The 21,137-nt window shown below is 55.2% G+C and carries 22 protein-coding genes; 18 read left to right on the top strand and 4 right to left on the bottom strand.

Features of this window, described 5'->3' with window-relative positions; genetic code table 11:
* The first annotated feature begins 245 nt into the window (after positions 1 to 245).
* The 6 genes from NSU18_RS17040 (at position 246) to NSU18_RS17015 (ending at position 7,362) form a co-directional block, all read left to right on the top strand.
* Entirely contained in the window at positions 246 to 3,335 is a 3,090-nt protein-coding gene (locus NSU18_RS17040) for a DEAD/DEAH box helicase (RefSeq protein WP_341014867.1), read from the top strand.
* Between the two features lie 39 nt (positions 3,336 to 3,374).
* Positions 3,375 to 4,427, top strand: a complete 1,053-nt coding sequence (locus tag NSU18_RS17035) for a hypothetical protein (RefSeq protein WP_341149618.1) — start codon at positions 3,375 to 3,377, stop codon at positions 4,425 to 4,427.
* Between the two features lie 540 nt (positions 4,428 to 4,967).
* Positions 4,968 to 5,264 (top strand): transposase, encoded by a 297-nt coding sequence (locus NSU18_RS17030; protein ID WP_341016938.1) that lies wholly within the window; start codon positions 4,968 to 4,970, stop codon positions 5,262 to 5,264.
* Positions 5,150 to 6,166, top strand: coding sequence for an IS3 family transposase (locus NSU18_RS17025; RefSeq protein WP_341151062.1), 1,017 nt, complete (start codon positions 5,150 to 5,152; stop codon positions 6,164 to 6,166). The genes NSU18_RS17030 and NSU18_RS17025 overlap by 115 nt, the downstream gene beginning before the upstream one ends.
* Positions 6,167 to 6,196: 30 nt before the next feature.
* Positions 6,197 to 6,493, top strand: coding sequence for a transposase (locus tag NSU18_RS17020; protein WP_341016938.1), 297 nt, complete (start codon positions 6,197 to 6,199; stop codon positions 6,491 to 6,493).
* Positions 6,379 to 7,362 (top strand): IS3 family transposase, encoded by a 984-nt coding sequence (locus NSU18_RS17015; RefSeq protein WP_341151061.1) that lies wholly within the window; start codon positions 6,379 to 6,381, stop codon positions 7,360 to 7,362. Before NSU18_RS17020 ends, NSU18_RS17015 begins: the two co-directional genes overlap by 115 nt.
* Before the next feature lie 245 nt (positions 7,363 to 7,607).
* On the opposite strand, the gene NSU18_RS17010 is transcribed toward NSU18_RS17015, so the two are convergent.
* Both NSU18_RS17010 and NSU18_RS17005 read right to left on the bottom strand, forming a co-directional pair.
* Positions 7,608 to 8,270: a GTP pyrophosphokinase gene (locus tag NSU18_RS17010; RefSeq protein ID WP_051477780.1), complete on the bottom strand. Its 663-nt coding sequence runs from the start codon at positions 8,268 to 8,270 to the stop codon at positions 7,608 to 7,610.
* Between the two features lie 284 nt (positions 8,271 to 8,554).
* Positions 8,555 to 8,929: a hypothetical protein gene (locus tag NSU18_RS17005; protein ID WP_341149617.1), complete on the bottom strand. Its 375-nt coding sequence runs from the start codon at positions 8,927 to 8,929 to the stop codon at positions 8,555 to 8,557.
* 280 nt (positions 8,930 to 9,209) lie between these two features.
* Here NSU18_RS17005 and NSU18_RS17000 point away from each other — a divergent pair, with 280 nt between their 5' ends.
* From NSU18_RS17000 to NSU18_RS16990, 3 genes are read left to right on the top strand one after another with little or no spacing between them, the layout of a single operon-like run.
* A complete protein-coding gene (locus NSU18_RS17000) occupies positions 9,210 to 10,040 on the top strand; it encodes a zinc ribbon domain-containing protein (protein WP_341149616.1) in 831 nt (276 codons plus the stop codon).
* 36 nt (positions 10,041 to 10,076) lie between these two features.
* Entirely contained in the window at positions 10,077 to 10,895 is an 819-nt protein-coding gene (locus NSU18_RS16995; RefSeq protein WP_341014863.1) for a TrmB family transcriptional regulator, read from the top strand.
* Between the two features lie 49 nt (positions 10,896 to 10,944).
* Positions 10,945 to 11,250: a hypothetical protein gene (locus NSU18_RS16990; protein ID WP_341014862.1), complete on the top strand. Its 306-nt coding sequence runs from the start codon at positions 10,945 to 10,947 to the stop codon at positions 11,248 to 11,250.
* A gap of 332 nt (positions 11,251 to 11,582) precedes the next feature.
* Here the strand turns inward: NSU18_RS16990 and NSU18_RS16985 are convergent, their stop codons facing one another.
* Together NSU18_RS16985 and NSU18_RS16980 are read right to left on the bottom strand one after the other, a co-directional pair.
* Positions 11,583 to 12,536: a diacylglycerol/lipid kinase family protein gene (locus NSU18_RS16985; protein WP_341149615.1), complete on the bottom strand. Its 954-nt coding sequence runs from the start codon at positions 12,534 to 12,536 to the stop codon at positions 11,583 to 11,585.
* 186 nt (positions 12,537 to 12,722) lie between these two features.
* Positions 12,723 to 13,061, bottom strand: coding sequence for a DUF4870 domain-containing protein (locus NSU18_RS16980; RefSeq protein ID WP_341149614.1), 339 nt, complete (start codon positions 13,059 to 13,061; stop codon positions 12,723 to 12,725).
* A 487-nt stretch (positions 13,062 to 13,548) separates the two neighbouring features.
* Between NSU18_RS16980 and NSU18_RS16975 the strand changes: the two genes are divergently transcribed.
* The 9 genes from NSU18_RS16975 to NSU18_RS16935 all read left to right on the top strand — a co-directional run bounded on the left by NSU18_RS16975 (position 13,549) and on the right by NSU18_RS16935 (position 20,978).
* Entirely contained in the window at positions 13,549 to 13,737 is a 189-nt protein-coding gene (locus NSU18_RS16975; protein WP_019913840.1) for a hypothetical protein, read from the top strand.
* Between the two features lie 408 nt (positions 13,738 to 14,145).
* A complete protein-coding gene (coxB, locus tag NSU18_RS16970) occupies positions 14,146 to 15,195 on the top strand; it encodes a cytochrome c oxidase subunit II (RefSeq protein ID WP_341149613.1) in 1,050 nt (349 codons plus the stop codon).
* A gap of 128 nt (positions 15,196 to 15,323) precedes the next feature.
* Positions 15,324 to 17,162 carry a cytochrome c oxidase subunit I gene (gene ctaD / locus NSU18_RS16965; RefSeq protein WP_341151060.1) on the top strand — a complete coding sequence of 613 codons (1,839 nt, stop codon included), beginning with the start codon at positions 15,324 to 15,326 and terminating at the stop codon, positions 17,160 to 17,162.
* Between the two features lie 6 nt (positions 17,163 to 17,168).
* Complete coding sequence (locus tag NSU18_RS16960; protein ID WP_341014855.1) at positions 17,169 to 17,795, top strand: cytochrome c oxidase subunit 3; 627 nt, start codon at positions 17,169 to 17,171, stop codon at positions 17,793 to 17,795.
* 4 nt (positions 17,796 to 17,799) lie between these two features.
* Complete coding sequence (locus NSU18_RS16955) at positions 17,800 to 18,123, top strand: cytochrome C oxidase subunit IV family protein (protein WP_341014852.1); 324 nt, start codon at positions 17,800 to 17,802, stop codon at positions 18,121 to 18,123.
* A gap of 25 nt (positions 18,124 to 18,148) precedes the next feature.
* Positions 18,149 to 19,060: a cytochrome c oxidase assembly factor CtaG gene (gene ctaG / locus NSU18_RS16950; RefSeq protein WP_445321807.1), complete on the top strand. Its 912-nt coding sequence runs from the start codon at positions 18,149 to 18,151 to the stop codon at positions 19,058 to 19,060.
* A 36-nt stretch (positions 19,061 to 19,096) separates the two neighbouring features.
* Positions 19,097 to 19,561, top strand: a complete 465-nt coding sequence (locus tag NSU18_RS16945) for a DUF420 domain-containing protein (protein ID WP_036695274.1) — start codon at positions 19,097 to 19,099, stop codon at positions 19,559 to 19,561.
* A 92-nt stretch (positions 19,562 to 19,653) separates the two neighbouring features.
* Positions 19,654 to 19,926 carry a hypothetical protein gene (locus tag NSU18_RS16940; RefSeq protein ID WP_341014851.1) on the top strand — a complete coding sequence of 91 codons (273 nt, stop codon included), beginning with the start codon at positions 19,654 to 19,656 and terminating at the stop codon, positions 19,924 to 19,926.
* A 41-nt stretch (positions 19,927 to 19,967) separates the two neighbouring features.
* A complete protein-coding gene (locus tag NSU18_RS16935) occupies positions 19,968 to 20,978 on the top strand; it encodes a phosphotransferase enzyme family protein (RefSeq protein ID WP_341014849.1) in 1,011 nt (336 codons plus the stop codon).
* Positions 20,979 to 21,137 lie beyond the last annotated feature (159 nt).

Genomic DNA, 21,137 nt, shown 5'->3' with positions numbered 1-21,137 from the left:
TCCGGGCAACAATCTGCTGAAAATCACAGAAAATGTGCAGAAAAGTTTTTAAATATAGGCTTTTTCGTATAAGATGAAGGGATGAAGAAAAAGTTGCAGCAAATAACGTAACAGGAAGGCTGTACGGCTAGAGCTATTGCCGCCGGTGCAGCTTCATAATATATTTCTCGCGCAGCAGGAGACAGTCTTCCGGAGTGGAAGGGCTGCTCTTGCTGTTTGCTCACAAGAATGGAGATTAACCAACAATGATTAAGCATCTGTATGCAATATGGTTAGGGGACGTATTATTCTGCTTCTCGGGCGAAACCTCCGAGCCGAAGGTGGACGCATGGACACGCGTGATCAAACGGCTGGAGCTCCGCAGCGGCTGGCGTCCTTTTGCGGGTGCTGCCCTGCGGCTGGCGGAGGTGAAGTATCCTGCAGCCGCTGCTGCGGAGGGCAAGCCGGCGCGGCGCGGACTGCCCGGACGCACGCTGGAAGGACTGGCGCTGTCGCCGAAGGATGCTTTCGAGCTGCTGCTGGCCTGGGATGAACAGGCCAGCCGTGCCCAGGGCATTGAGCCTGGAGGCGAGCTGCGCTACTGGTCGGCTGCGGCCCGTTTCGCGCTGGAGCTGATGGGCAAGGGCGGGATTGTGCCCGGTGCCCAGCCGCCGCGCAAGGTCGGCTCGCGGCGGCGCGGAGGCGAACAGGCCGCTGCCGTGTGCTGGTCACCGGCGTTCCGGGAAGAGGCGGATAAGGAGTTCTTCCTGCAGATGGCGGCCTCTATGCCAGTGCTTGCGCTCGGCACGCATGTAGCCGAGGAAGGCGACCTGTCCTCGCGCGAGGAAGCGGGCGGATATGTGCTGTATTCCTTCCTGCAGGCGGTCATGACTGCCGAGATTAAGAATGTAGTTGCCGCCCATGAGAGCGCGCTGGCGCCGTATAAGGCTAACTACCGCCGCGGCTATTCTCCGCTGACTGAGCTGTGGTGGAACAGTCTGCTTACCGGCAGCCGGGATATCCCCGTGCAGGGGACCCCGGCTGAGGTGACGGAGCTGCTGAGCGTGGTGAACGAGACGGCGGGCCATGAGGTGCCGCATTTCGAGACTGAGGAGGCCCGCAGCGGACAGCTTAGTCTGGGCCTGCGGCTGGAGCCGCCGGCGGAGGACAGCGAGCTGTGGCAGCTAACCTTCTGGGCGGAGAGCCGGGAGGAGGGAGAATTCTGGATTCCGGCGGAAGCGGTGTGGAGCAGCCGGGAGCGGGAGTTCACCCTGTGGGGCAAGCGATACCGTAATATCCAGCAGCAGCTGCTTGCTGCGCTGGGACGTGCGGCGAAGAGTTCGCCGGATATCCGGCGATCGCTGGCTGAACCGGCTCCGCGCGGAATTGATCTGCCGCCGGAGCGGCTGTATTTCTTCCTGAAGGAGAGTGTGCAGCAGCTGCGGGAGCGGGGAATTACCGTGCAGATGCCATCGCGCTGGAGCCGTGAGGGACGCCGGCGGATCGGCATGAGAATGAAGATGCAGCCGCCGGTTGGCGGCACGGATGGCCCGATTCAGCCGGCGCTGGGCATGGAAGAGCTAATCTCCTTCCGCATTGAAGCCTCGCTGGGGGATTCAGACATCACCGAGGAGGAGCTGAATGCTCTGGTGGAAGCGGGGGTGCCTTTTGTGCGCTTCCGGGGAGAGTGGATTGAAGTGGACCCGAAGGAAGTGCGTCAGGTCCTGAGATATATTAAGCGCGGCGAGAGCGGAGAGATGACCGCAGCCGACTGGATGCGCCTGGAGGCCGAAGATGGCGAGGAGCGGCTGTGGAAGGGCATGTCAGTTACCGGCATGGAGACCTCCGGCCTGCTGGCCTCCCTCATGCACGGCGATGTGCTGCGCGGGATGCCGCTGCGTCCGGTGCCGGAGGATCTGAACGGAACACTGCGTCCGTATCAGGAGCGGGGTTATCAGTGGCTTACGGCACTCAGCAATCTCGGCTTCGGCGTCTGCCTGGCCGATGATATGGGTCTAGGCAAAACCATACAGGTCATCACCTGCCTGCTGGACCGGGCGCTGAATGCCCCGCCAGGTGAGAAGCAGGAGCCAGTGCTGATTCTCTGCCCGACCTCGTTGCTTGGCAACTGGCAGCGTGAATTGCAGCGCTTCGCCCCTTCGCTTAGCCTGCACATTCACCATGGAGGACGGCGGGTGCGCGGTGAAGGATTCAGGGAGCTGGCGGCCGGCCATGAGATTGTGCTGACCACCTACCATCTGGCGGGCCGGGACAGCGAGGATCTGGCCGGGGTACGCTGGTCTACCGTTGTGCTGGATGAAGCACAGTATATCAAGAATCACCGCACCAAGCAGGCGCAGAGCGTCATGAAGCTGAGCGCGCCGCACCGGATCGCAATGACCGGGACCCCGGTGGAGAACAGGCTGGGCGAGCTGTGGTCGATTTTCCATTTTCTCAACCCCGGCTATCTGGGGACCTATCATTCCTTCCGCCAGCGTTATGTATCGGGAGAGGGCGGAGAACGGCTGCGTGAGCTGCACCGCTTAGTCTCGCCCTTCCTGCTGCGGCGTCTCAAGAGTGACCCGGATATCTCGAAGGATCTGCCGGAGAAGCTGGAGCTGAAGTCTTATTGTCCGCTTACGGAGACCCAGGCTTCGCTGTATCAGGGGGTTGTGGATGAGATGCTTGGCGTCATCGGCGAGCGCTCAGGCATGGCCCGTCGGGGGCTGGTGCTGTCTTCCCTGACCAAGCTGAAGCAGATCTGCGATCATCCCCAGCTGTTCCGCAAGGACGAGGGGCGGAGCCTGCGCAGTGAGCCTTCGGGCAAAATGGACGTCATGTTCGAGGTGCTCGACAGCATCTCCGAGCTTGGCGAATCGGCGCTGATCTTCACCCAGTATGTGGCGATGGGCGAGCTGCTGGTCAGCCGGCTGGCCCGAAGATACGGGCAGACGCCGCTTTTCCTGCATGGCGGCATCTCGAAGCGTGAGCGCGACGAGATGGTGCATGCTTTTCAGGAGGGGGAAGGTCCGGCCTTCTTCGTTCTCTCGCTTAAGGCAGGCGGCGTCGGCCTCAATCTGACAAGGGCTAATCATGTGCTGCATTATGACCGCTGGTGGAACCCGGCAGTAGAGAACCAGGCGACGGACCGCGCCTTCCGGATTGGACAGCACAAGAATGTACAGGTGCATAAGCTGATCTGCCAGGGAACGCTGGAGGAGCGGATCGATGAGCTGATTGAACGCAAAAAAAGCCTGTCCGAGCAGGTCGTCGGCTCCGGCGAGAACTGGTTGACCGAGATGTCTAACCATGAGCTCAAGGAGCTGATTGAACTGCAGGGGCAGGACTGGATGTAGATCGGGCAATAGATTGTAAGGTAAAAGGAGGAAGCACCTATGTATAAGCTGCTGGAGCTGCGGCTGGAGGTGCTGCCCGGGGTCATCAAGGCCACCGGCAGTGTGGGGCCTGCTGCTGAAGGAGCAGACAGACGCAGCAGCAAAGCCGGAGCAGAGATAGAGAAGCAAGGGGATATGGGCCGGTGGGCGGAACCGTTGCGGCAAAGAGAACAGACGGAGAAAAAGCAGTTGGCGGAGCAAGGGCAGGGAGAGCGGTTGGAGAATAAGCAGCAGGTGCAGCAAGGGCAGGGAGAGCGGGTGGAGAAAAAACAGCAGGTGCAGCAAGGGCAGGGAGAGCGAGTCGAGAAAAAACAGCAGGTGCAGCAAGGGCAAGGAGAGCGGGTGGAAGCAGAGCCGCAGGTGCAGCAGCAAGGACAGCAGGCGTCGCTATCGCAGGTGCAGCGGGAGGCTGTCACTCTGCGCATTCCGCAGTGGACACCTGCCCGGAAGGATAAAGTGCTACATCAGCTCGCTGCGCACCCGGGTGAACTGTATGATCTGCTGCAGGGCAGCCTGAATGGCGGGCTTGCTGCGCTGGAGTTGCTGCCTGCGGATGATGAGTTGAGACTGGCAGCGGATGAACAGGGCACGGGTCTGCTGCCGGCTGAGGCACTGGTGGAGCGGATCAGGCAGCAGCTTACCCAGGAGCCGCTGCTTGCGTTAGCCCTGCGCGGACTGTCCAAGGAAGAGCTGCTCTCCGGTGTGTTCGCCCTGTGGGCGGAGCAGGAGAACGAGCGCAGTGCGGAAGAAGACGCGCCTGCATCTGTGTCGCTCGCGTCCGAGTTAGCCCGGCTGGAGCGCAAGGGTCCGGCTGTATCCTCTGGAGAATGGCTGGCCGAGGCTGCGGCTGAAGGCTCTCTGCACCAGCCGGGGCCGCTGTTTCATGAGATCTCCTCCCGTCCTTTTCCGGCAATGCCTGAGGTAATGGAACCGGAGGAGGATTGGAGCACACTCCTGCCGCAGACACCCAAGGCGCGTGAAGGGCTTGCGCTGCTGATGCGCCGGGTCTCGGAAGCTGCTGCTAAGCGCGCGGCGGGCTTGAATAAGTTGTAGCTGCACGGGGCGTGAGGTGGGCTTTGAGTAAGCTTTAAGTGCATGGATTTGTAGGTAAGCTTTGAGTAAGCTTTAGGCGCGTGGATTTGTAGGTGAGCTTTGAGTAAGCTTTAAGTGCATGGATTTGTAGGTAGGCTTGAGCAAGCTGTAGGCGCGTGGATTTGTGAGGTTGGCTTGAGCAAGCTAAGCTTTAGGTAACACAGATAGGTACAGTGGGATTGAATGAGCTATAGGCTACAATGTTTGTGCGGCGACTGAAGCTGTCCTTTAAGTAATCTAGAGGGTAAACTAGGCCAACTGGTGGAAATGAATCAGATGCCGGGACACGAACGCAATAGATGATCTTACAAGTAATATTGGTTTTGGGAGCAGTGCGCCGGGTAGGTTGCGGGAGGCTGCAAGGGAATGAAGGGGATAAATCCCTCTGAATCGGCCGGAAGTCGGCGGAATGGAGAAATGAAGGGGATAAATGCTGTTAGTGTTAACCGTGGACACCCGTTAAGAGAATAGAGATAATGAGTTTAACGAGGAGGTGTCCGCATGAGTGGAACACGGAGAAGCTACAATGAAGAATACAAAAGACAGGCCGTAAAGTACATCCAGGAGCAGACGAAAACGGTGGCGGAATTGGCCCTGGAGCTGGATGTCCCCGCCAAAACGTTGCATAAATGGCTAGGTCAGTACCGGCAGTTTGAGAATGAGCCCATCATTACTCCAGACAAATACAGAGAGCTGGAACGTCAACTGAAGGAGCGGGAGCAAGAACTCGCAGACCTGACAGAGGAGATGGCCATCCTAAAAAAAGCCGTGCACATCTTCAGCAATCCAAAGAACTGAGATTTCGGTTTATTGAAGATCATCGCTCCGAGTTCCGCGTGGAGAAGATGTGCAGTGTCTTTCAGGTGTCCCGGAGCGGGTATTACAAATGGAGAACAGCGAAGCCCAGCCCTCAAGCCACTCGTAAAGCCTTGTTGCTAAAGCGGATTGCCTATCATTTTCACGACTCTAAGGGTCGCTATGGCAGCCCCAAAATCAAGGTTCTCCTAGTGCGTGAAGGGCACCAGGTCAGTGAACGCACGGTAGGCAAGTACATGAAAGAACTGGGGCTGCGCTCTTGTGTCGCAAAGAGATTTCGCGTATGCACCACCGACTCCAACCATCCGCTACCCATTGCCCCCAACTTGTTAAACCAGCAATTTCACACGGAAAAGCCGAACCAGACGTGGGTAGCGGATATCACCTACATTCCCTGCCGGGAAGGACGAATGTACTTGGCGAGCGTGCTGGACCTGTGTACCCGGGAGATTGTCGGCTGGCGGCTTAGCGACCGGATGACCACTGACCTCGTACAGGGCGCTCTGGACGCTGCCTACCAGGCCAAACGCCCCGGAAAGGGCTTGATTCACCATTCGGATCGAGGCTCCCAGTACGCCTCTGCAGACTACCGGGAACGCCTAAAGACGTACCAGATGACCGCAAGCATGAGCCGCAAAGGAAACTGTTATGATAACGCCTGTATCGAATCTTTTCACAGCCTCTTAAAAAAAGAGTTGGTGTACTGGAATCGATTTAAAACGAAGCAACAGGCGTATGATGCCATTTTCCAGTACATTGAATTTTTCTACAACCGTAAACGAATCCATGGGGCACTGGGGTACGTTTCTCCGGTTCAGTTTGCAGCCACATTTAAGCGAAAAACTGCTGTTAGTGTTAACCGTGGACACCCGTTAAGAGAATAGAGATAATGAGTTTAACGAGGAGGTGTCCGCATGAGTGGAACACGGAGAAGCTACAATGAAGAATACAAAAGACAGGCCGTAAAGTACATCCAGGAGCAGACGAAAACGGTGGCGGAATTGGCCCTGGAGCTGGATGTCCCCGCCAAAACGTTGCATAAATGGCTAGGTCAGTACCGGCAGTTTGAGAATGAGCCCATCATTACTCCAGACAAATACAGAGAGCTGGAACGTCAACTGAAGGAGCGGGAGCAAGAACTCGCAGACCTGACAGAGGAGATGGCTATCCTAAAAAAAGCCGTGCACATCTTCAGCAATCCAAAGAACTGAGATTTCGGTTTATTGAAGATCATCGCTCCGAGTTCCGCGTGGAGAAGATGTGCAGTGTCTTTCAGGTGTCCCGGAGCGGGTATTACAAATGGAGAACAGCGAAGCCCAGCCCTCAAGCCACTCGTAAAGCCTTGTTGCTAAAGCGGATTGCCTATCATTTTCACGACTCTAAGGGTCGCTATGGCAGCCCCAAAATCAAGGTTCTCCTAGTGCGTGAAGGGCACCAGGTCAGTGAACGCACGGTAGGCAAGTACATGAAAGAACTGGGGCTGCGCTCTTGTGTCGCAAAGAGATTTCGCGTATGCACCACCGACTCCAACCATCCGCTACCCATTGCCCCCAACTTGTTAAACCAGCAATTTCACACGGAAAAGCCGAACCAGACGTGGGTAGCGGATATCACCTACATTCCCTGCCGGGAAGGACGAATGTACTTGGCGAGCGTGCTGGACCTGTGTACCCGGGAGATTGTCGGCTGGCGGCTTAGCGACCGGATGACCACTGACCTCGTACAGGGCGCTCTGGACGCTGCCTACCAGGCCAAACGCCCCGGAAAGGGCTTGATTCACCATTCGGATCGAGGCTCCCAGTACGCCTCTGCAGACTACCGGGAACGCCTAAAGACGTACCAGATGACCGCAAGCATGAGCCGCAAAGGAAACTGTTATGATAACGCCTGTATCGAATCTTTTCACAGCCTCTTAAAAAAAGAGTTGGTGTACTGGAATCGATTTAAAACGAAGCAACAGGCGTATGATGCCATTTTCCAGTACATTGAATTTTTCTACAACCGTAAACGAATCCATGGGGCACTGGGGTACGTTTCTCCGGTTCAGTTTGCAGCCACATTTAAGCGAAAAACGTTGTAGGTTTTGTCTACTTTCTTGACAGGAGTCCAAAATCCCTCTGAATCGGCGGGAAGTCGCCGTGCGGACATTTAGCTGATATTTAGCAGGCGGAAATGAGGAGCAGAAGTGCACCTGATTCCGGCCCTGACCGCCAAAAAGCAGCCAGTAAAACAAAGGAGGAGCACAAAAGTGCCCCTCCTGTAGGCGGATAAAGGCCTGGCTGCGGCCATTTTGCCCTAAATTTATGTGTTTTCTGTGCTGCACAATTAAGACTCGTTGCCGCCGCTGCCTTCGGACAGCTCCAGAATCTCCCGGCGCAGGCGGAGCATCTTCTGGTCCAGCTCATCAGCGGCGCGGGCGGCTTCCTTCAGCTCCTCGGCCACGTGGGAAGGCAGCTGTTTGTCGAATTTATAGTAGAGAATATGCTCCATGCTGGCCCAGAAATCCATCGCCAGGGTACGGAGCTGCATCTCTGCCTTCACCCAGCGGGTACCATCCAGCAGCACCAGTGGTATAGCCACAATAAGGTGCAGGCTCTGGTAGCCGTTCGGCTTCGGATGGGCGATGTAATCCTTAATCTCAAGCACACGGATATCCTCGCGGGCGCACAGGTGATCCACCAGCCGGTAGATATCCTTCACGAAGGCGCAGACAATCCGCATCCCCGCAATATCATGGATGTGCTGTTCCATATTATCCAGGTTCAGCTCATAGCCCTTGCGCTGCATCTTTTGCACAATGCTCTTCGGTTCTTTGATCCGGCACTTCACATGCTCGATCGGGCTGAAGCCGTCCCGCACCTGCCACTCGGTCCGGATGATATCGATTTTATTCTCAAGCTCATTCAGAGCATGGCGGTACAGCGCCGGCAAAGCCTTGAAATTCTCAACCTGCTTGGCAAAATCCTCGTTAATCTGCCACTTTTGCATATCCTTCACGTGGACCTGCAACTTGTTCAATGTTACTTGTGTACTATCATATTCTTCCACTGAAACTCTCCCGGTTTTCGTTATTTGTGACTGTAGACCATGAATGGATGACTGCGGCAATCGTTTGCAGCGCTAGCTGCGGTTCTGATTCTATTTTAACCGATGTACAGCCCCGGAAGCAAAATAAAACCGTAACCCTGGCCGAAGAGAAACATTCTTCCCTCCGGCGCGTATTAGCACAGTATAGGCATTAAGCCGTTCTTATGCCACAGCTTCGTTCATTCTTATTTGTTGGTGGGAGAGCCTGTGCCGTAACCTTCATCCTGGTAGCCCGTATTCTCCAGCTTCTGCAGGATGTTCAATCCTTCGATCTGAAGGCGGGTCTCGTCCGTGCCGTGGTCGTGCAGATACTGGAACAGGCGGATGGTGGCGTCATCGAACTGCTCTGCGGCATCATCATGATCGGCTGACTTGTAGGGAACCAGAGCACGCCGGAAGGTGTATTCATCCCCGCTGGCCAGATCGGCCAGGAGCTCCTGAAGCACGGTCAGCCCGTCACTGGACAGCAGAACCTCGTAGTCACTGGATTCGCCCCTCTCTTCCTGAATCAGACCGTGATTCACAGAGACGAAATATCGGTTAAGGTTATCGTTAGGCACCATTTATCCCTCCATCATTTTGATAATGTACGGGTACGCAGGAACGAAGGGGCAGCAGAAGGCAAGATGTATGATTGCTTCTTCCGCAGCATACTCATTCCAATAAGAACGCTAGCCGCTCTACTTGGTATTTACCACATGACGACAAATAATGAATCTGCCGTGGACTTTTGGTATGATAGAATCACGTTTCCGCTGCTGCATGGAGCGGCAATCGGAATGGAAGGATATACGCGGCTGCGAATCAGCCTATTCTCACTCTGGAGAAGGAGGAACTACAATGAATTTACTGCAACGCATTAAAGACGGTGCCAGCCGGGTGAGTGAAAAAGCGCAAAGCTCGGTGGAAGTGAGCAAGCTGAATGGGCAGATTTCAGATATTGAGCATGAGATGCAAGTTGAATTTCTCAAAATGGGGAAGCTGTTCTACGAGGGATATCGTTCAAGGGATATGTCGGTGGCTGAAGGCCAGATGATCGAGCTTGCGCGGGGCTGTAACAAGCTGCAGGAGCAGATCGAGGACGTACGCTCTAGAATTGCCGAACTGAGAAATGAACGCTTGTGTGCCTGCGGTCAGATCGTAGGGCTGGATGCCAATTTCTGTCCGCATTGCGGACGTAAGCTGGAACCACGCAAGCCGGAAGATAAGGGAATTTCACTGCGTAAAGAACCGTCTTCGGCGGCTGCTGCTGCCGCAGCGCCGTCTGCGGTTACCGTACATACGGTGCTGGAGCATGAAGACGAGGAAGACCAGTACTACGGCGAGGAAGAGCTGACCGAAGCGGAACGGGAGCTGGCGAGAAGACCCGAAGCGCGTGTGCAGTATGCAGAGGTACTGCCCGAACTGGAGGAAGAGGCAGAGCTGGGGGAGGCGGACCGGATAGCTGCAGGTTCTGACCGGAGCCGCCGGGAGGCAGATGAACTGGAACGGGAACGGGAGCGGCAACTGGAGCTGGACCGCCGGATCAGGGACTGGAAAGCAAGTGAGCCAGCCGAAGAACGCGTAGCCGGAGATGCGGATACACGGGAGGTCGTGAATTGTCAGATCTGCCGCGCCGACTTGCCGAAGGGCTCCATGTGGTGCCCGCGCTGCGGCTCGGAACAAATATAGACAGTGTAGTACTGACAGCTTAGGGGGACAACATAGATGGAACAGTTGCTGCTGCATCTGCGCAATTTGGGTTTCACAGAGATGGAATCCAAAATTATGGTTGAGCTGGCCACCAAGGGCCAGGCTTCGGGCTATGAAGTGGCAAAGCAGCTAGGAGTATCAAGATCGAACGTATACGCGGCGCTTCAGCGCCTGACTCAGCAAGGCTACGTGCGCTGCGGAGAAGGGGAGCCGGCACGCTACAGTGTGCTGGACCCGGAAGAGCTGGCCACGATGATATCCGGCCGGGTGCAGGCCTCGCTTGCCTATATGGAGAGTGAAATGCCGCGCGGGGGTCCTGTCAGCCCCTCTTTCTACAACGTGGAGGGTGACCGGAATGTCATTGGAGAGCTGGTCCGCCAGCTGAATCTTGCCGCTCAGGAGATTGTGGTGGATGTGTGGCGGGAGGAAGCCTCGCTGCTGCGCAGTGAGCTTGAGCAGGCGGAGAAGCGCGGAGTGAAGCTCTTGTGGGCTTTTGACGGCGGCGATGCTGTACCGGCACCTTATCCGGTATGGCCGCCCCTGCCGGGCAAGCCGCAGCGCAGCGGAGGCCGTAAGTTCTCCTTCGTCGTGGACCGGAGCTGGTGCATGCTCGGTATGCGTTATGAGGACGGGAGCGCCCAGGCCGTGATTACCGAGCATCCGGTGCTGGTGGAGCTGTTGCTCAAATCTTTTACACAGGAATTGGTACTGTTCGAGCTTGAGGAAGATATGGGCCCTGAACTGCAGCGCCGCTACGGGGAGCGCTACAGCCGGATTTACAGCAAATATGTGCTGCATGATCAGGAGGAATCCGGGGAAGAGCCGGAGGAATAGGGCTTGGGTAGTAAGTGCCCAAGTTCACTAAGCAAGGGAGGTGACAAGCATGGAGTGTATTGTACATTTTGAAGTGCAGCATGCAGATGGCGTCAAGCCGCTGCGCGGACTGCTGTTCCTGGAAGAGGGCAAGACCCCGGGAGAACGGGAGCTGGTGGAGATGTTCAAGGACATGAAGTTCAACGTCCGGCTGGATAATCGGGAGAAATGGATTTTCAAGCCCGTGGCTCCGGGAGAAAGTTATTCCGAGATCCGCATTACCAGCTTTGACAACGGGAAGAAAAACAGCAAGCCGGAGGGTGAGCTGAAGTCGATTGTCGGCAACCTGCTACCCCAGAAGCCAACAGGGCTGTAACCGGAGCAGCGGGGTTCCAGATAACAAAGAGCAGGACCAGGGGAATACCCGGGGCCTGCTCTTTGTGTTGGGAGAAATATCATTCCAACTTCTTCATTAGGCATAGCCATCTGCTTCTAACGGACCTGAGAGACTCTATCCCTTGGAAAACACCACTTTTGGTGTCTTGACGGACCGAGGAGACCTTAAGGTAGCTCAAAACGATATGTAAAGCAGTATTTCAGAGAATAAGGTCCGTCGTTACTTGTCTGATTTATGACTTTCATCGGGAATAAGAGCGCCTCAGTCCGTTACGCGGAGCCGCATATATGCCCAGCCCCGCCACACCCGTCTTAGATGCTGGCGTGACAGGACCCGGGCCCGGCTTCGCCCAGCGCCCCGGCTGCTGCCAGCGGCGAGAGCACGCGCAGCGCGCCCGGCTCGCAAGCCACGGCCAGCGGCGCCGTGCCCAGCGCTTCGCCGTCGCCGATGGCGTGGCGCGGCTGCGCGAAGTGCACGGCTACGCTGCGTCCGCGCAGCATCGTGACATAGGGCAGCTTCGTATGCCTGCCCTTCACCACCGTCGGGAACAGCCGCAGCAATTGCCCGCGGCTGACCCCGTGCACGACGCAGACGTCAAGCAGGCCGTCGCCTGATTCCGCCTGCGGGCAGATCAGCAGCCCGCCGCCGTAGCTCGGCAGGTTGCAGACCGAGACCAGCCACGCCTGATCGAAGGCCTGCTCCTTGCCGTCGCAGGTCACGCTGACGCGGCAGGGCTTGAAGGTCATCAGCGTATGCAGCACGCCGATGATATAGGCTAGGCGCCCGGCGCCAATGGCGTTACACAGCCGCTTGTAGCGGCTGCCGTTCACATTGACGGCTACCTGCGCGTCGAAGCCGCTGGCCACCGCGGTCAGGGTTAGACCACCTGCCGCGTGAAGCAGATCGGCTTCGAGGCAGCGCTCTTGCAGCGCGTAATCCAGCGCTGCCCCGGGCGCGAGCGGGATGCTGAAGCCGCGCGCGGTGTCATTGCCCGAACCCGCCGGGATGACGCCCAGCGGGACACCCCTGCGCCGCAGTGCGCCCAGCACACTGTAGATCGTGCCGTCGCCGCCGACAACAATGGCGGCGCGCCAGTCGTCGCGGCGGGCCAGTGCGTGAAGCATCTGGCTCTCTGCGCTGTCAGCGCTCTGGGTGAACAGCGCTTCATACGGAACAGCCCGCGCCGCAAGCAAGGCTTGTACGGTGTGCCAAGTCCGCAGGCCCGCTCCGCCGCCGGAGCGGGAATTGATGATAAACAAATACATGATGCTTCCCCCAGCCTGTAGATTCCTGAATGTCTTATCCCATTGTAAGGAGCGGGCAGGCAAAAGGGAAACTATTTTGAAATACAAGAAATTATAGGTTTCACACGATAACTTATCCTTCTATTTCTCGCCGAACGGTGCCGTCCTTTAAAAGGACGGTACCGTTTTCACTTGTGCATTACGGAGCTACAGCTGCCGCAGCTGGCTCTCGGCGATTTCCCCCACCCAGGGGAGCTTGAACCATCTGCTGCCCAGGGCATGGTAGATCATCAGGAGCCAGACGGCGAAGCTGCAGAGGGAGATCAGGGCGCCCGCCAGATCCCCGAGAAGCGGAATGAAACCGCTGAGTACATGGGCGATCATAAGGGCTCCGAAGGCAATCAGGGATTGAAGCGAGTGGAACAGGACGAAGCGGCTGCGCTTCTCCAGCGCGAGGAAAATAATGGCCCCGATGAACGGGAAGAAATAACACAAGGCGGCGGCAAGGTTATCGGGCAGTCCGGTGGAAGATCTGAAAGGCGACAAAGGGCTCACTCTCCTTCCCTACAAGCCTATGAGGTGTCCAGGAAAAGTATGAGCTGTGCGGGGCTGCTGTCCAATAATTTCTGGGGGTAGGGGGCATACTATTGCCAGGTTCCGAAACGGGAGGGCAAGCATATACTATAAAAAATTTCCATTTGCATTTTTACATGGAAAGGTGGAAGTTCATCTGGAATATGATACAATATAACGATAAGGCCCGAAAGGAGTGATTCAGCAAGTGGCTCTTCGGGTAATTAAAGTGTCAAGGTGTCTTTGCAGTGGGACATCCTTACTCTCAGCCCAAATCACGACGAACCTGCTTCACCGGCAAGGCGGAATTCCAAGTTACTGGAATGGTAGTCTGAACGGGTAATGCAAGCCGCGTATGTGTAATGGTTCTTAACTTGCATTTCAAGGTTACGGCGAACTTTTCATCATGCATTCTCTACAACGGAGCATTCATTTTCAATGTTTTGGGAGGGAACTGATCATGGCAAGTAAAGGTCATAACGAAGTCAAGGAAAGTCTACGGGAAATGACACGTATTTTCCGGCCCAAAGATCCCAAGAAATTTGTGAAAGAGTACGTCCGGAAGTATCGGATCACGGGAGGCTATGAAGAAGAGCTGACCATGGTTGTGGAGCATGAACTGGTTAGAATGAATTCTTCCGTCTCCTGAAGAAGCGGGCAGATTCTGTTTCGTGCTGTGTGATACCTACAACTATATATGTAAGCTACATTCAAGCGATAACATCCATGAGGATTCTCATAAACCGTGCCCGGGCAGCCTACTGCTTCTGGAATCGGTTTTTTTTGTATGCCCATTTCAGATTATCTTCGTATGTCAAATGAATGTTTAGACACAAATACATATGAATACGCTTCAAAAGTAGTTTAACAGTTTTTCGGCAAAAATGAAAGCGCTTATAAAATCAGTGTTGACAAGCTTTCCGCGACTTCAAAATGATTTTGTGAATTTGTTGTGAACGATTGACAAAACCGTAGACCGAACTTATATTAATAGTGATTGTTATAATTGACAGGAAAATACTCTATTCTACGAATTCGGGAAAAGCGGGGTAGATCAATGATGAAAACGTGGCAGGCTGGTAAGCGGCTTCTTCCCATGACCGCAGCACTTGGACTCCTTCTGGCCGGATGCGGGCGGGAGGACTTGTCGGTACTCAGACCGCAGGGACCCGTAGCGGAAAGCTCTTACGGACTGATGAAGCTGTCAATCACGATCATGATTGTGGTGCTGCTGATCGTCTTCTCGATTGCGGCTTATGTATGGATTCGCTTCCGCCGGAAGAAAGATCAGGATGAGATCCCGGAGCAGGTGGAGGGCAGCTTCAAGCTGGAGGTGCTATGGACGGTCATCCCGCTTATTCTCGTCATTGTGCTGGCGATTCCCACGGTGAAGGTGGTGTTCGCTGCCGGCAATGATCATTCGGATGACAAGGACGCCATCAAGGTCAAGGTGACCGGCCACCAGTACTGGTGGGAATTCGAATATAAGGATTACGGAATAACGACTGCGCAGGATCTGATTATTCCTACAGGCAAGCATATTGCCTTCGAGCTGAGCACGAAGGATGTGCTGCATTCCTTCTGGGTACCCTCGCTGGCCGGGAAAATGGACACCAATCCCGACGGCACGGTGAACCGCTTCAGCTTCAGTGCCCCGAATGAAGGCGTTTACCGGGGGAAATGTGCAGAGCTGTGCGGACCCTCCCACGGGTTCATGGAGTTCAAGGTGAAGGCTGTCAGCGGTGATGCCTTCGAGAAGTGGATCGCTTCGATGAAGGCACCGGAGTCGGTGATGCCGGAAGACCCGGTACTGGCTGAGAAGTTCAAGTCCCAGTGCCTTAGCTGCCATGCGATTGGCAGCATGCCTGCATCACCGGTCGCTCCCAGCCTGACCGGAATTGGTTCCCGTGAATCCGTTGCCGGGATTTTGCTTAATGATGACACCCGCGAAGACGGAGCACCGGTCCTGGAGAATCTGAAGACTTGGCTGCATGATCCGCAGAGCGTGAAGCCCGGCAACAAGATGCCGAATCCGAAGGATAGGGGCTTAAGTGATGAAGAGATCGACGGCATTGCCGAATTTCTGGCCGGTTATACGCTGGACTAGGGGCCAATGACTGAAGCGGAAGCAGCATATTTGATAAGGGGGTACGTTCTTTGGCTCACGCAGCGCAATCCTTGCAGCCCTCCCAGCCCTTGCAGCCCGGCCACAGCGCCAAGCGGCATACCGGGCTGATGGACTGGATTACCACCGTCGACCACAAAAAAATAGCCATCCTGTATCTATGGGCAGGCGGCCTCTTCTTCGGCATTGGAGGTCTGGAGGCCATCCTGATCCGTATTCAGCTGATCAAGCCGATGAATACCTTCCTGGATGCCCAGACCTTCAACGAACTGATTACCATGCATGGCACGACCATGATCTTTCTGGGAGTCATGCCGGTTATTTTCGCGCTGATGAATGCGGTGATTCCGCTGCAGATCGGCGCGCGCGATGTTGCCTTTCCTTTTCTCAACTCGCTGGGCTTCTGGACCTTCCTGTTCGGCGGTCTCTTGCTTAACCTCAGCTGGGTCATGGGCGGTGCGCCCGATGCGGGCTGGACGGCCTATACCCCGCTATCGGGTAAGGGCTACAGCGCCTCGCATGGGGTGGACTTTTATACGATAGGACTGCAGATTGCCGGTCTCGGCACCCTGATTGGCGGGATTAACTTCCTGGCTACCATCATCACGATGCGCGCACCGGGGATGTCCTTCATGCGGATGCCGATGTTCGCCTGGGCCACCTTTATTACCTCAGCTATTATCCTATTTGCCTTCCCTGCGGTTACCGTAGGACTTGTCCTGCTTACCTTCGACCGGATTTTGGACGCCAACTTCTTCGATGTTGCCGGAGGGGGGAACCCCGTGCTGTGGCAGCATATCTTCTGGATCTTCGGCCATCCCGAAGTATACATTCTGATTCTCCCGGCCTTCGGGATCATCTCCGAGGTCATTCCGACCTTCTCGCGCAAGCGGCTGTTCGGGTACAGCTCCATGGTCTTCGCGACGATTCTGATCGCCTTCCTGGGCTTCATGGTCTGGGCGCATCATATGTTCACCACCGGCCTCGGTCCGGTAGCGAACGCCTTGTTCTCTGTCTCTACCATGCTGATTGCCGTCCCGACCGGGATCAAGATCTTCAACTGGCTGTTCACCATGTGGGGCGGACAGGTACGGTTCACGACTCCGAATCTGTTCGCGGCCGGGTTCATTCCCACCTTCACGATGGGCGGGGTAACCGGGGTGATGCTGGCTTCCGCGCCGGCAGACTTCCAGTTCCATGATACGTACTTCGTGGTGGCGCATTTCCACTATGTAATCGTTGGAGGTCTGGTGCTCGGTCTGTTCGCCGGACTGCACTACTGGTGGCCGAAGATGTTCGGACGGATGCTCAGCGAATCCTTGGGCAAGTGGACCTTCTGGACCTTCATTATCGGGTTCCACTTAACGTTCTTCGTGCAGCATTTCCTGGGACTGATGGGGATGCAGCGGCGCGTATTCACCTATTTGCCGAACCAGCAGTTCGACACGCTCAACCTGGTCAGTACGGTGGGGGCGTTCCTGATGGGAGTGGGCATGATTATCTTCCTTGTAAATGTATTCTTGACCTCCAGACGGCCGGCGGATGCGCCGGATGACCCGTGGGAAGACGGGCGGACGCTGGAATGGACGATCCCTTCGCCGCCGCCGGAATATAACTTCAAGCAGACGCCGCTGGTGCGGGGCCTGGATGCTTTCTGGAAAGAGAAAATGGCCGGGCATAAGGGGATGACCCCGGCGGAGCCGGTTGGCCCGATTCATATGCCGTCGGCCACGATTCTGCCGTTCCTCATGTCCGTCGGTATCTTCATTGCAGGCCTTGGCTTCATGTTCAGCCGTGATGAATTCAGCAGCAGCATCATGAGTTTCCTGTTCAATAACTATATTGTTACGGCGCTGGGGCTGCTTATTACCTTCGGATCGATGCTGATGCGGTCGCTGTTCGATGATCACGGCTGGCATATTGAACCCGAAGAGCTGGAAGGAAGGTGAGCAGAGATGACAACGGCACATGCTGAAGCAGCGGACGGTACACTCCCGCATGAACCTGAGAAAGCGACACTGGAAGGACGCAATAAAGTGCTGGCCTTCTGGCTGTTCCTCGGGGGGGAAGCGGTGCTCTTCGGCACCCTGTTCGCTACCTTCCTGGCGCTGCGCAATCAGACGAATGAGGGACCCTCGGCGGCTGAGCTGTTCCACCTGCCGCTGGTTGCGGCAGCGACGCTGCTCCTCCTGGTCAGCAGTCTGACCAGTGTGTTCGCCATTCAGGCCATGCACCGGGGGAATGTGGCCCAGCTCCGGAACTGGCTGCTGGTAACCGTCCTGCTTGGTCTTGCATTCCTGATCCTGGAGATCTACGAGTTCAGCGTTTATGTCAGACATGAGGAATTCGGGATGACGACGAGTGCGTTCAGCTCGGCCTTTTATACGCTGGTCGGGTTCCATGGTGCCCATGTGGCGTTCGGGATTCTGTGGATCGCCGTGCTGATCGGACAATTGCTGCATAAAGGCTTGACGGTCGTTACCGCACCGAAGATTTACGTGTCGGCAATGTATTGGCATTTCATTGATGTGGTGTGGGTCTTTATCTTCACAGTCGTATACCTGCTCGGAAAGGTGGGGTGAAGCCATGACGACGAAGCAGCCCTCTACAGATTCTGCGGTGAAGCACCGGCACCGTCCGGAAGGACCGCAGCGGCATATTGTGGTATTTGTATTCTCCGTGGTGCTGACGCTGATCGCTTTTGCCGCAGTGGCGGCCGGAGGAGTGAATGCTACCTTTGCGATCATCCTGCTGCTGGTAATGGCTGTGCTGCAGGTGTTCCTGCAGATGGGCTTCTGGATGCATCTGAAGGACAAAGGGCATATGCTCCCGATTATCTTCATGCTGGGCGGTTTTTTTATCGCAGGCACCTGTATTGTAATGGCGCTCTATTGGGTATGGTGGGATTAATTCTATCTCCGGGGAGGTCTTGAGGATGATACCGGGATTGCAATATTTCAGCTTTACGGAACTATGGAGTCCGCTGTTTTTGGCCCTGATGCTCCTCCTGACTGCCGGATATTTTGTGCTGATCGGTCCGCTGGCCTCCCGTTTTGAGGGCAGCACTGCAGTCCCCTTCTGGCGGAGGGGGCTGTTCTTATGCGGAATGCTGGCCCTCTATCTGGCGCAGGGAGGACCGGTCAGTCTGCTGGGGCATATCTTATTTTCCTTCCATATGGTCAGTATGGCCTTATCCTATCTGGTGGCGGTCCCGCTGATTATGCTCGGGATCCCCGACTGGTGCTGGCGCGCTCTGCTGCGGGTGAATCCGCTGAAGGGACTGGCTTTTCTCGCGAAGCCGGTGGTGGCGGCCCTGCTCTTCAACGGCCTGTTCTCGCTCTACCACATCCCCGCCATTCATGATTATGTCATGCTGCATTTCACCGTTCACCGTCTGTATTATGGCGTTCTGTTCCTGACCTCGGCGCTGATGTGGTGGAATCTGATCAACCCCTTGCCGGAATATAGGGCGCTTAGCGGTCTAGGACAGGTGGGCTTCATCTTCCTGAACATGGTGCTGCTGACACCGGCCTGCGGGCTGATTATTTTTGCAGGCTCCCCCCTCTATGCTACGTATAGCGACCCGGGCACCTGGGCGAAGGCGATGGGCTACTGTGTTCCGCAGAGTCCGGCTGCCTTACTGCAGGCTTTTGGCGGTCCCGGCTTCTTCGGATCTCTGTCCCCCAAGGTAGATCAGCAGGTCGGCGGCATCGTGATGAAGTTCATTCAGGAATTTATTTTCGCCTCGATGCTTGCTTATGTGTTCTATCATTGGTATAAAAAAGAGAACGGACAAGAGGACACCGAGGTGTCCGCGTCACCCTCTGCACTGGCGGAGGAGGTCTGAACTATAATGAGCTGGTAAGTACCGAGGGGGATATTCATGGATATTTTCACATTGTTTCCTACGATCAGCACATCGTTCATCGTCATAAGCGCGGTGCTGGTGGCCATCGGCTGGAGACAGATCATTCAAGGCAAACGCGAAGCGCACAAGAAGACGATGATTGCGGCTGCGGTGGCAGCGATTCTGTTCTTCCTGGTGTACTCGTCAAGAACAGTGTTCGTAGGCAATACCTCCTGGGGCGGCCCGGATGAGCTGACGACGATCTACCATGTCTTCCTGATCTTCCACATCGTGCTGGCAACGGTAGCTGCCGTATTCGGCATCACCACGCTGACGCTCGGCTTCAAGGCCAAGTATGCCAAGCACCGCAAATGGGGCAGAGTGACCGCCGTCATCTGGTTCATCACCGCCATTACCGGAGTCGCCGTCTACGTGCTGCTGTATATCTTCTATCCGGGCGGCCACACGAAGCCTGTCTGGGAGATCATCCTGGGAGCGTAGGCCGAGGGAAGAGAAGCCCTGGATCATAGGGGAAAAGCCTGTCCATCTGCCGCTGCTGCGGGGGAGGGGTGGGCTTTTTTAGGATTAGGGGCTTGGAGTGGGCCGAATGTAATCGAAAAACCGATCACATTGGGCTGGTGGCGAGTGTGCGGGAGGAATGTAATCGGAAAACCGATTACATTGGGCTGGTGGCGAGTGTGCGGGAGGAATGTAATCGGAAAACCGATTACATTGGGCTGGCGGCGAACCTGCGGGAGGAATGTAATCGAAAAACCGATCACATTGGGCTGGTGGCGAGCCTGCGGGCAAAATGTAATCGAAAAACCGATTACATTGCGCTTGGGATTGCACTCGCCAAGTGTTAAGAATAACAATGCAGTTTAATTTCAATCACTAAGGAGAAAACATGGACCCACACATCAAACGAATGTTCCTGGACGAACATGCTGCTGAAGGTGCTAGGCGCTTTGGGATTAAACCTGAGGATCTGACCTTTATTGGCGGCTTTCAAAACTTTATTTATTCTTATATTCGAGATGAATCCCAATATATTCTCCGATTTACTCCTGGCACGCTTCGTACCTCCGAGGGAGTTGCAGCCGAAATCGAATGGATTTGTTACCTTGCGGAGAAGGGGGTATCAGTTTCAGCTCCGGTTCAATCGGTGAATGGAAAGGATTTTGAGCGTATTCATGGGAATACGATGGATTTTTACGTATCAGCGTTTAATTATGCACCCGGCACAAAAATCGGATATCCGGAATGCCTGGGGAATCCAATGCTATATGAACAATGTGGCCGTATTACAGGCCGTCTTCATGAACTGGCTAAGCGGTACAAACCGGTATTCAGAAGACATACCTGGGAGAGTAACGAATACCTGGTACGGGCGAAAGATTATTTACCGGCAGAGCTTGGGCCCATTTTACATGCCCTTGATGAACTAAAAGCAGAGTTGGCCAGTCTGCCTGTCACCTCAGATAATTTTGGTTTAATTCACGGGGATATCAACGTAGGCAATTTCATGGTAGATGAGTCAGGGCAGATCACGCTTTTTGATTTTGATGAGTGCCAGTACAGCTGGTACGCTGAGGATATTGCTATCCAGCTCTATTATTTACTATATGTATTTGGGGAAGATTCGAGATCTGAACGTAAGGCGCAATACGAGCTGTTTATCCGGCATTTCGAGCTGGGCTACACGGAGGATGGCCGGCAGCTCCCCGGTGGCTGGAAGAGTCAGCTGGATTTGTTTCTTAAACTGCGTGAGATTATCGTAGTTGTCGGCATGCACCGGAGTTGGGATTTAACCCAGGCTGATGATTGGACCCGTGATTTCTTGCAAGAGAGTACAGTGCGTATTACCAAGGGGATTTCGTTAATTGATGGGTTCAGCGAAGAGGAGCCACAATCATAGTTGGAAAAAGCACACTTAATTTCAGCGATACAGACGGTTGCAGGTAAGCAATTGGAAAAAGTCCACCTAATTCCCCGGAAATCATTGAATTGGACGAAATTGTAGAAATTAAGTGTCGTTATTCCAACTGTTGTCCGTGAATGGGGCGGTGCAGTCAAA

The sequence above is a fragment of the Paenibacillus sp. FSL H8-0048 genome, from assembly GCF_038002825.1.
Classification (GTDB): Bacteria; Bacillota; Bacilli; order Paenibacillales; family Paenibacillaceae; genus Paenibacillus_AQ.
This window is presented reverse-complemented; position numbering and strand designations above follow the sequence as displayed.

Excerpts from the sequence above, each read along its gene's own strand:
- NSU18_RS17040 (WP_341014867.1), top strand. The coding sequence starts at position 246 with ATGATTAAGCATCTGTATGCAATATGGTTAGGGGACGTATTATTCTGC.
- NSU18_RS17035 (WP_341149618.1), top strand. The coding sequence starts at position 3,375 with ATGTATAAGCTGCTGGAGCTGCGGCTGGAGGTGCTGCCCGGGGTCATC.
- NSU18_RS17030 (WP_341016938.1), top strand. The coding sequence starts at position 4,968 with ATGAGTGGAACACGGAGAAGCTACAATGAAGAATACAAAAGACAGGCC.
- NSU18_RS17020 (WP_341016938.1), top strand. The coding sequence starts at position 6,197 with ATGAGTGGAACACGGAGAAGCTACAATGAAGAATACAAAAGACAGGCC.
- NSU18_RS17010 (WP_051477780.1), bottom strand. The coding sequence starts at position 8,270 with ATGCAAAAGTGGCAGATTAACGAGGATTTTGCCAAGCAGGTTGAGAAT.
- NSU18_RS17000 (WP_341149616.1), top strand. The coding sequence starts at position 9,210 with ATGAATTTACTGCAACGCATTAAAGACGGTGCCAGCCGGGTGAGTGAA.
- NSU18_RS16995 (WP_341014863.1), top strand. The coding sequence starts at position 10,077 with ATGGAACAGTTGCTGCTGCATCTGCGCAATTTGGGTTTCACAGAGATG.
- NSU18_RS16990 (WP_341014862.1), top strand. The coding sequence starts at position 10,945 with ATGGAGTGTATTGTACATTTTGAAGTGCAGCATGCAGATGGCGTCAAG.
- NSU18_RS16985 (WP_341149615.1), bottom strand. The coding sequence starts at position 12,536 with ATGTATTTGTTTATCATCAATTCCCGCTCCGGCGGCGGAGCGGGCCTG.
- NSU18_RS16975 (WP_019913840.1), top strand. The coding sequence starts at position 13,549 with ATGGCAAGTAAAGGTCATAACGAAGTCAAGGAAAGTCTACGGGAAATG.
- coxB (WP_341149613.1), top strand. The coding sequence starts at position 14,146 with ATGATGAAAACGTGGCAGGCTGGTAAGCGGCTTCTTCCCATGACCGCA.
- ctaD (WP_341151060.1), top strand. The coding sequence starts at position 15,324 with ATGGACTGGATTACCACCGTCGACCACAAAAAAATAGCCATCCTGTAT.
- NSU18_RS16960 (WP_341014855.1), top strand. The coding sequence starts at position 17,169 with ATGACAACGGCACATGCTGAAGCAGCGGACGGTACACTCCCGCATGAA.
- NSU18_RS16955 (WP_341014852.1), top strand. The coding sequence starts at position 17,800 with ATGACGACGAAGCAGCCCTCTACAGATTCTGCGGTGAAGCACCGGCAC.
- ctaG (WP_445321807.1), top strand. The coding sequence starts at position 18,149 with ATGATACCGGGATTGCAATATTTCAGCTTTACGGAACTATGGAGTCCG.
- NSU18_RS16945 (WP_036695274.1), top strand. The coding sequence starts at position 19,097 with ATGGATATTTTCACATTGTTTCCTACGATCAGCACATCGTTCATCGTC.
- NSU18_RS16935 (WP_341014849.1), top strand. The coding sequence starts at position 19,968 with ATGGACCCACACATCAAACGAATGTTCCTGGACGAACATGCTGCTGAA.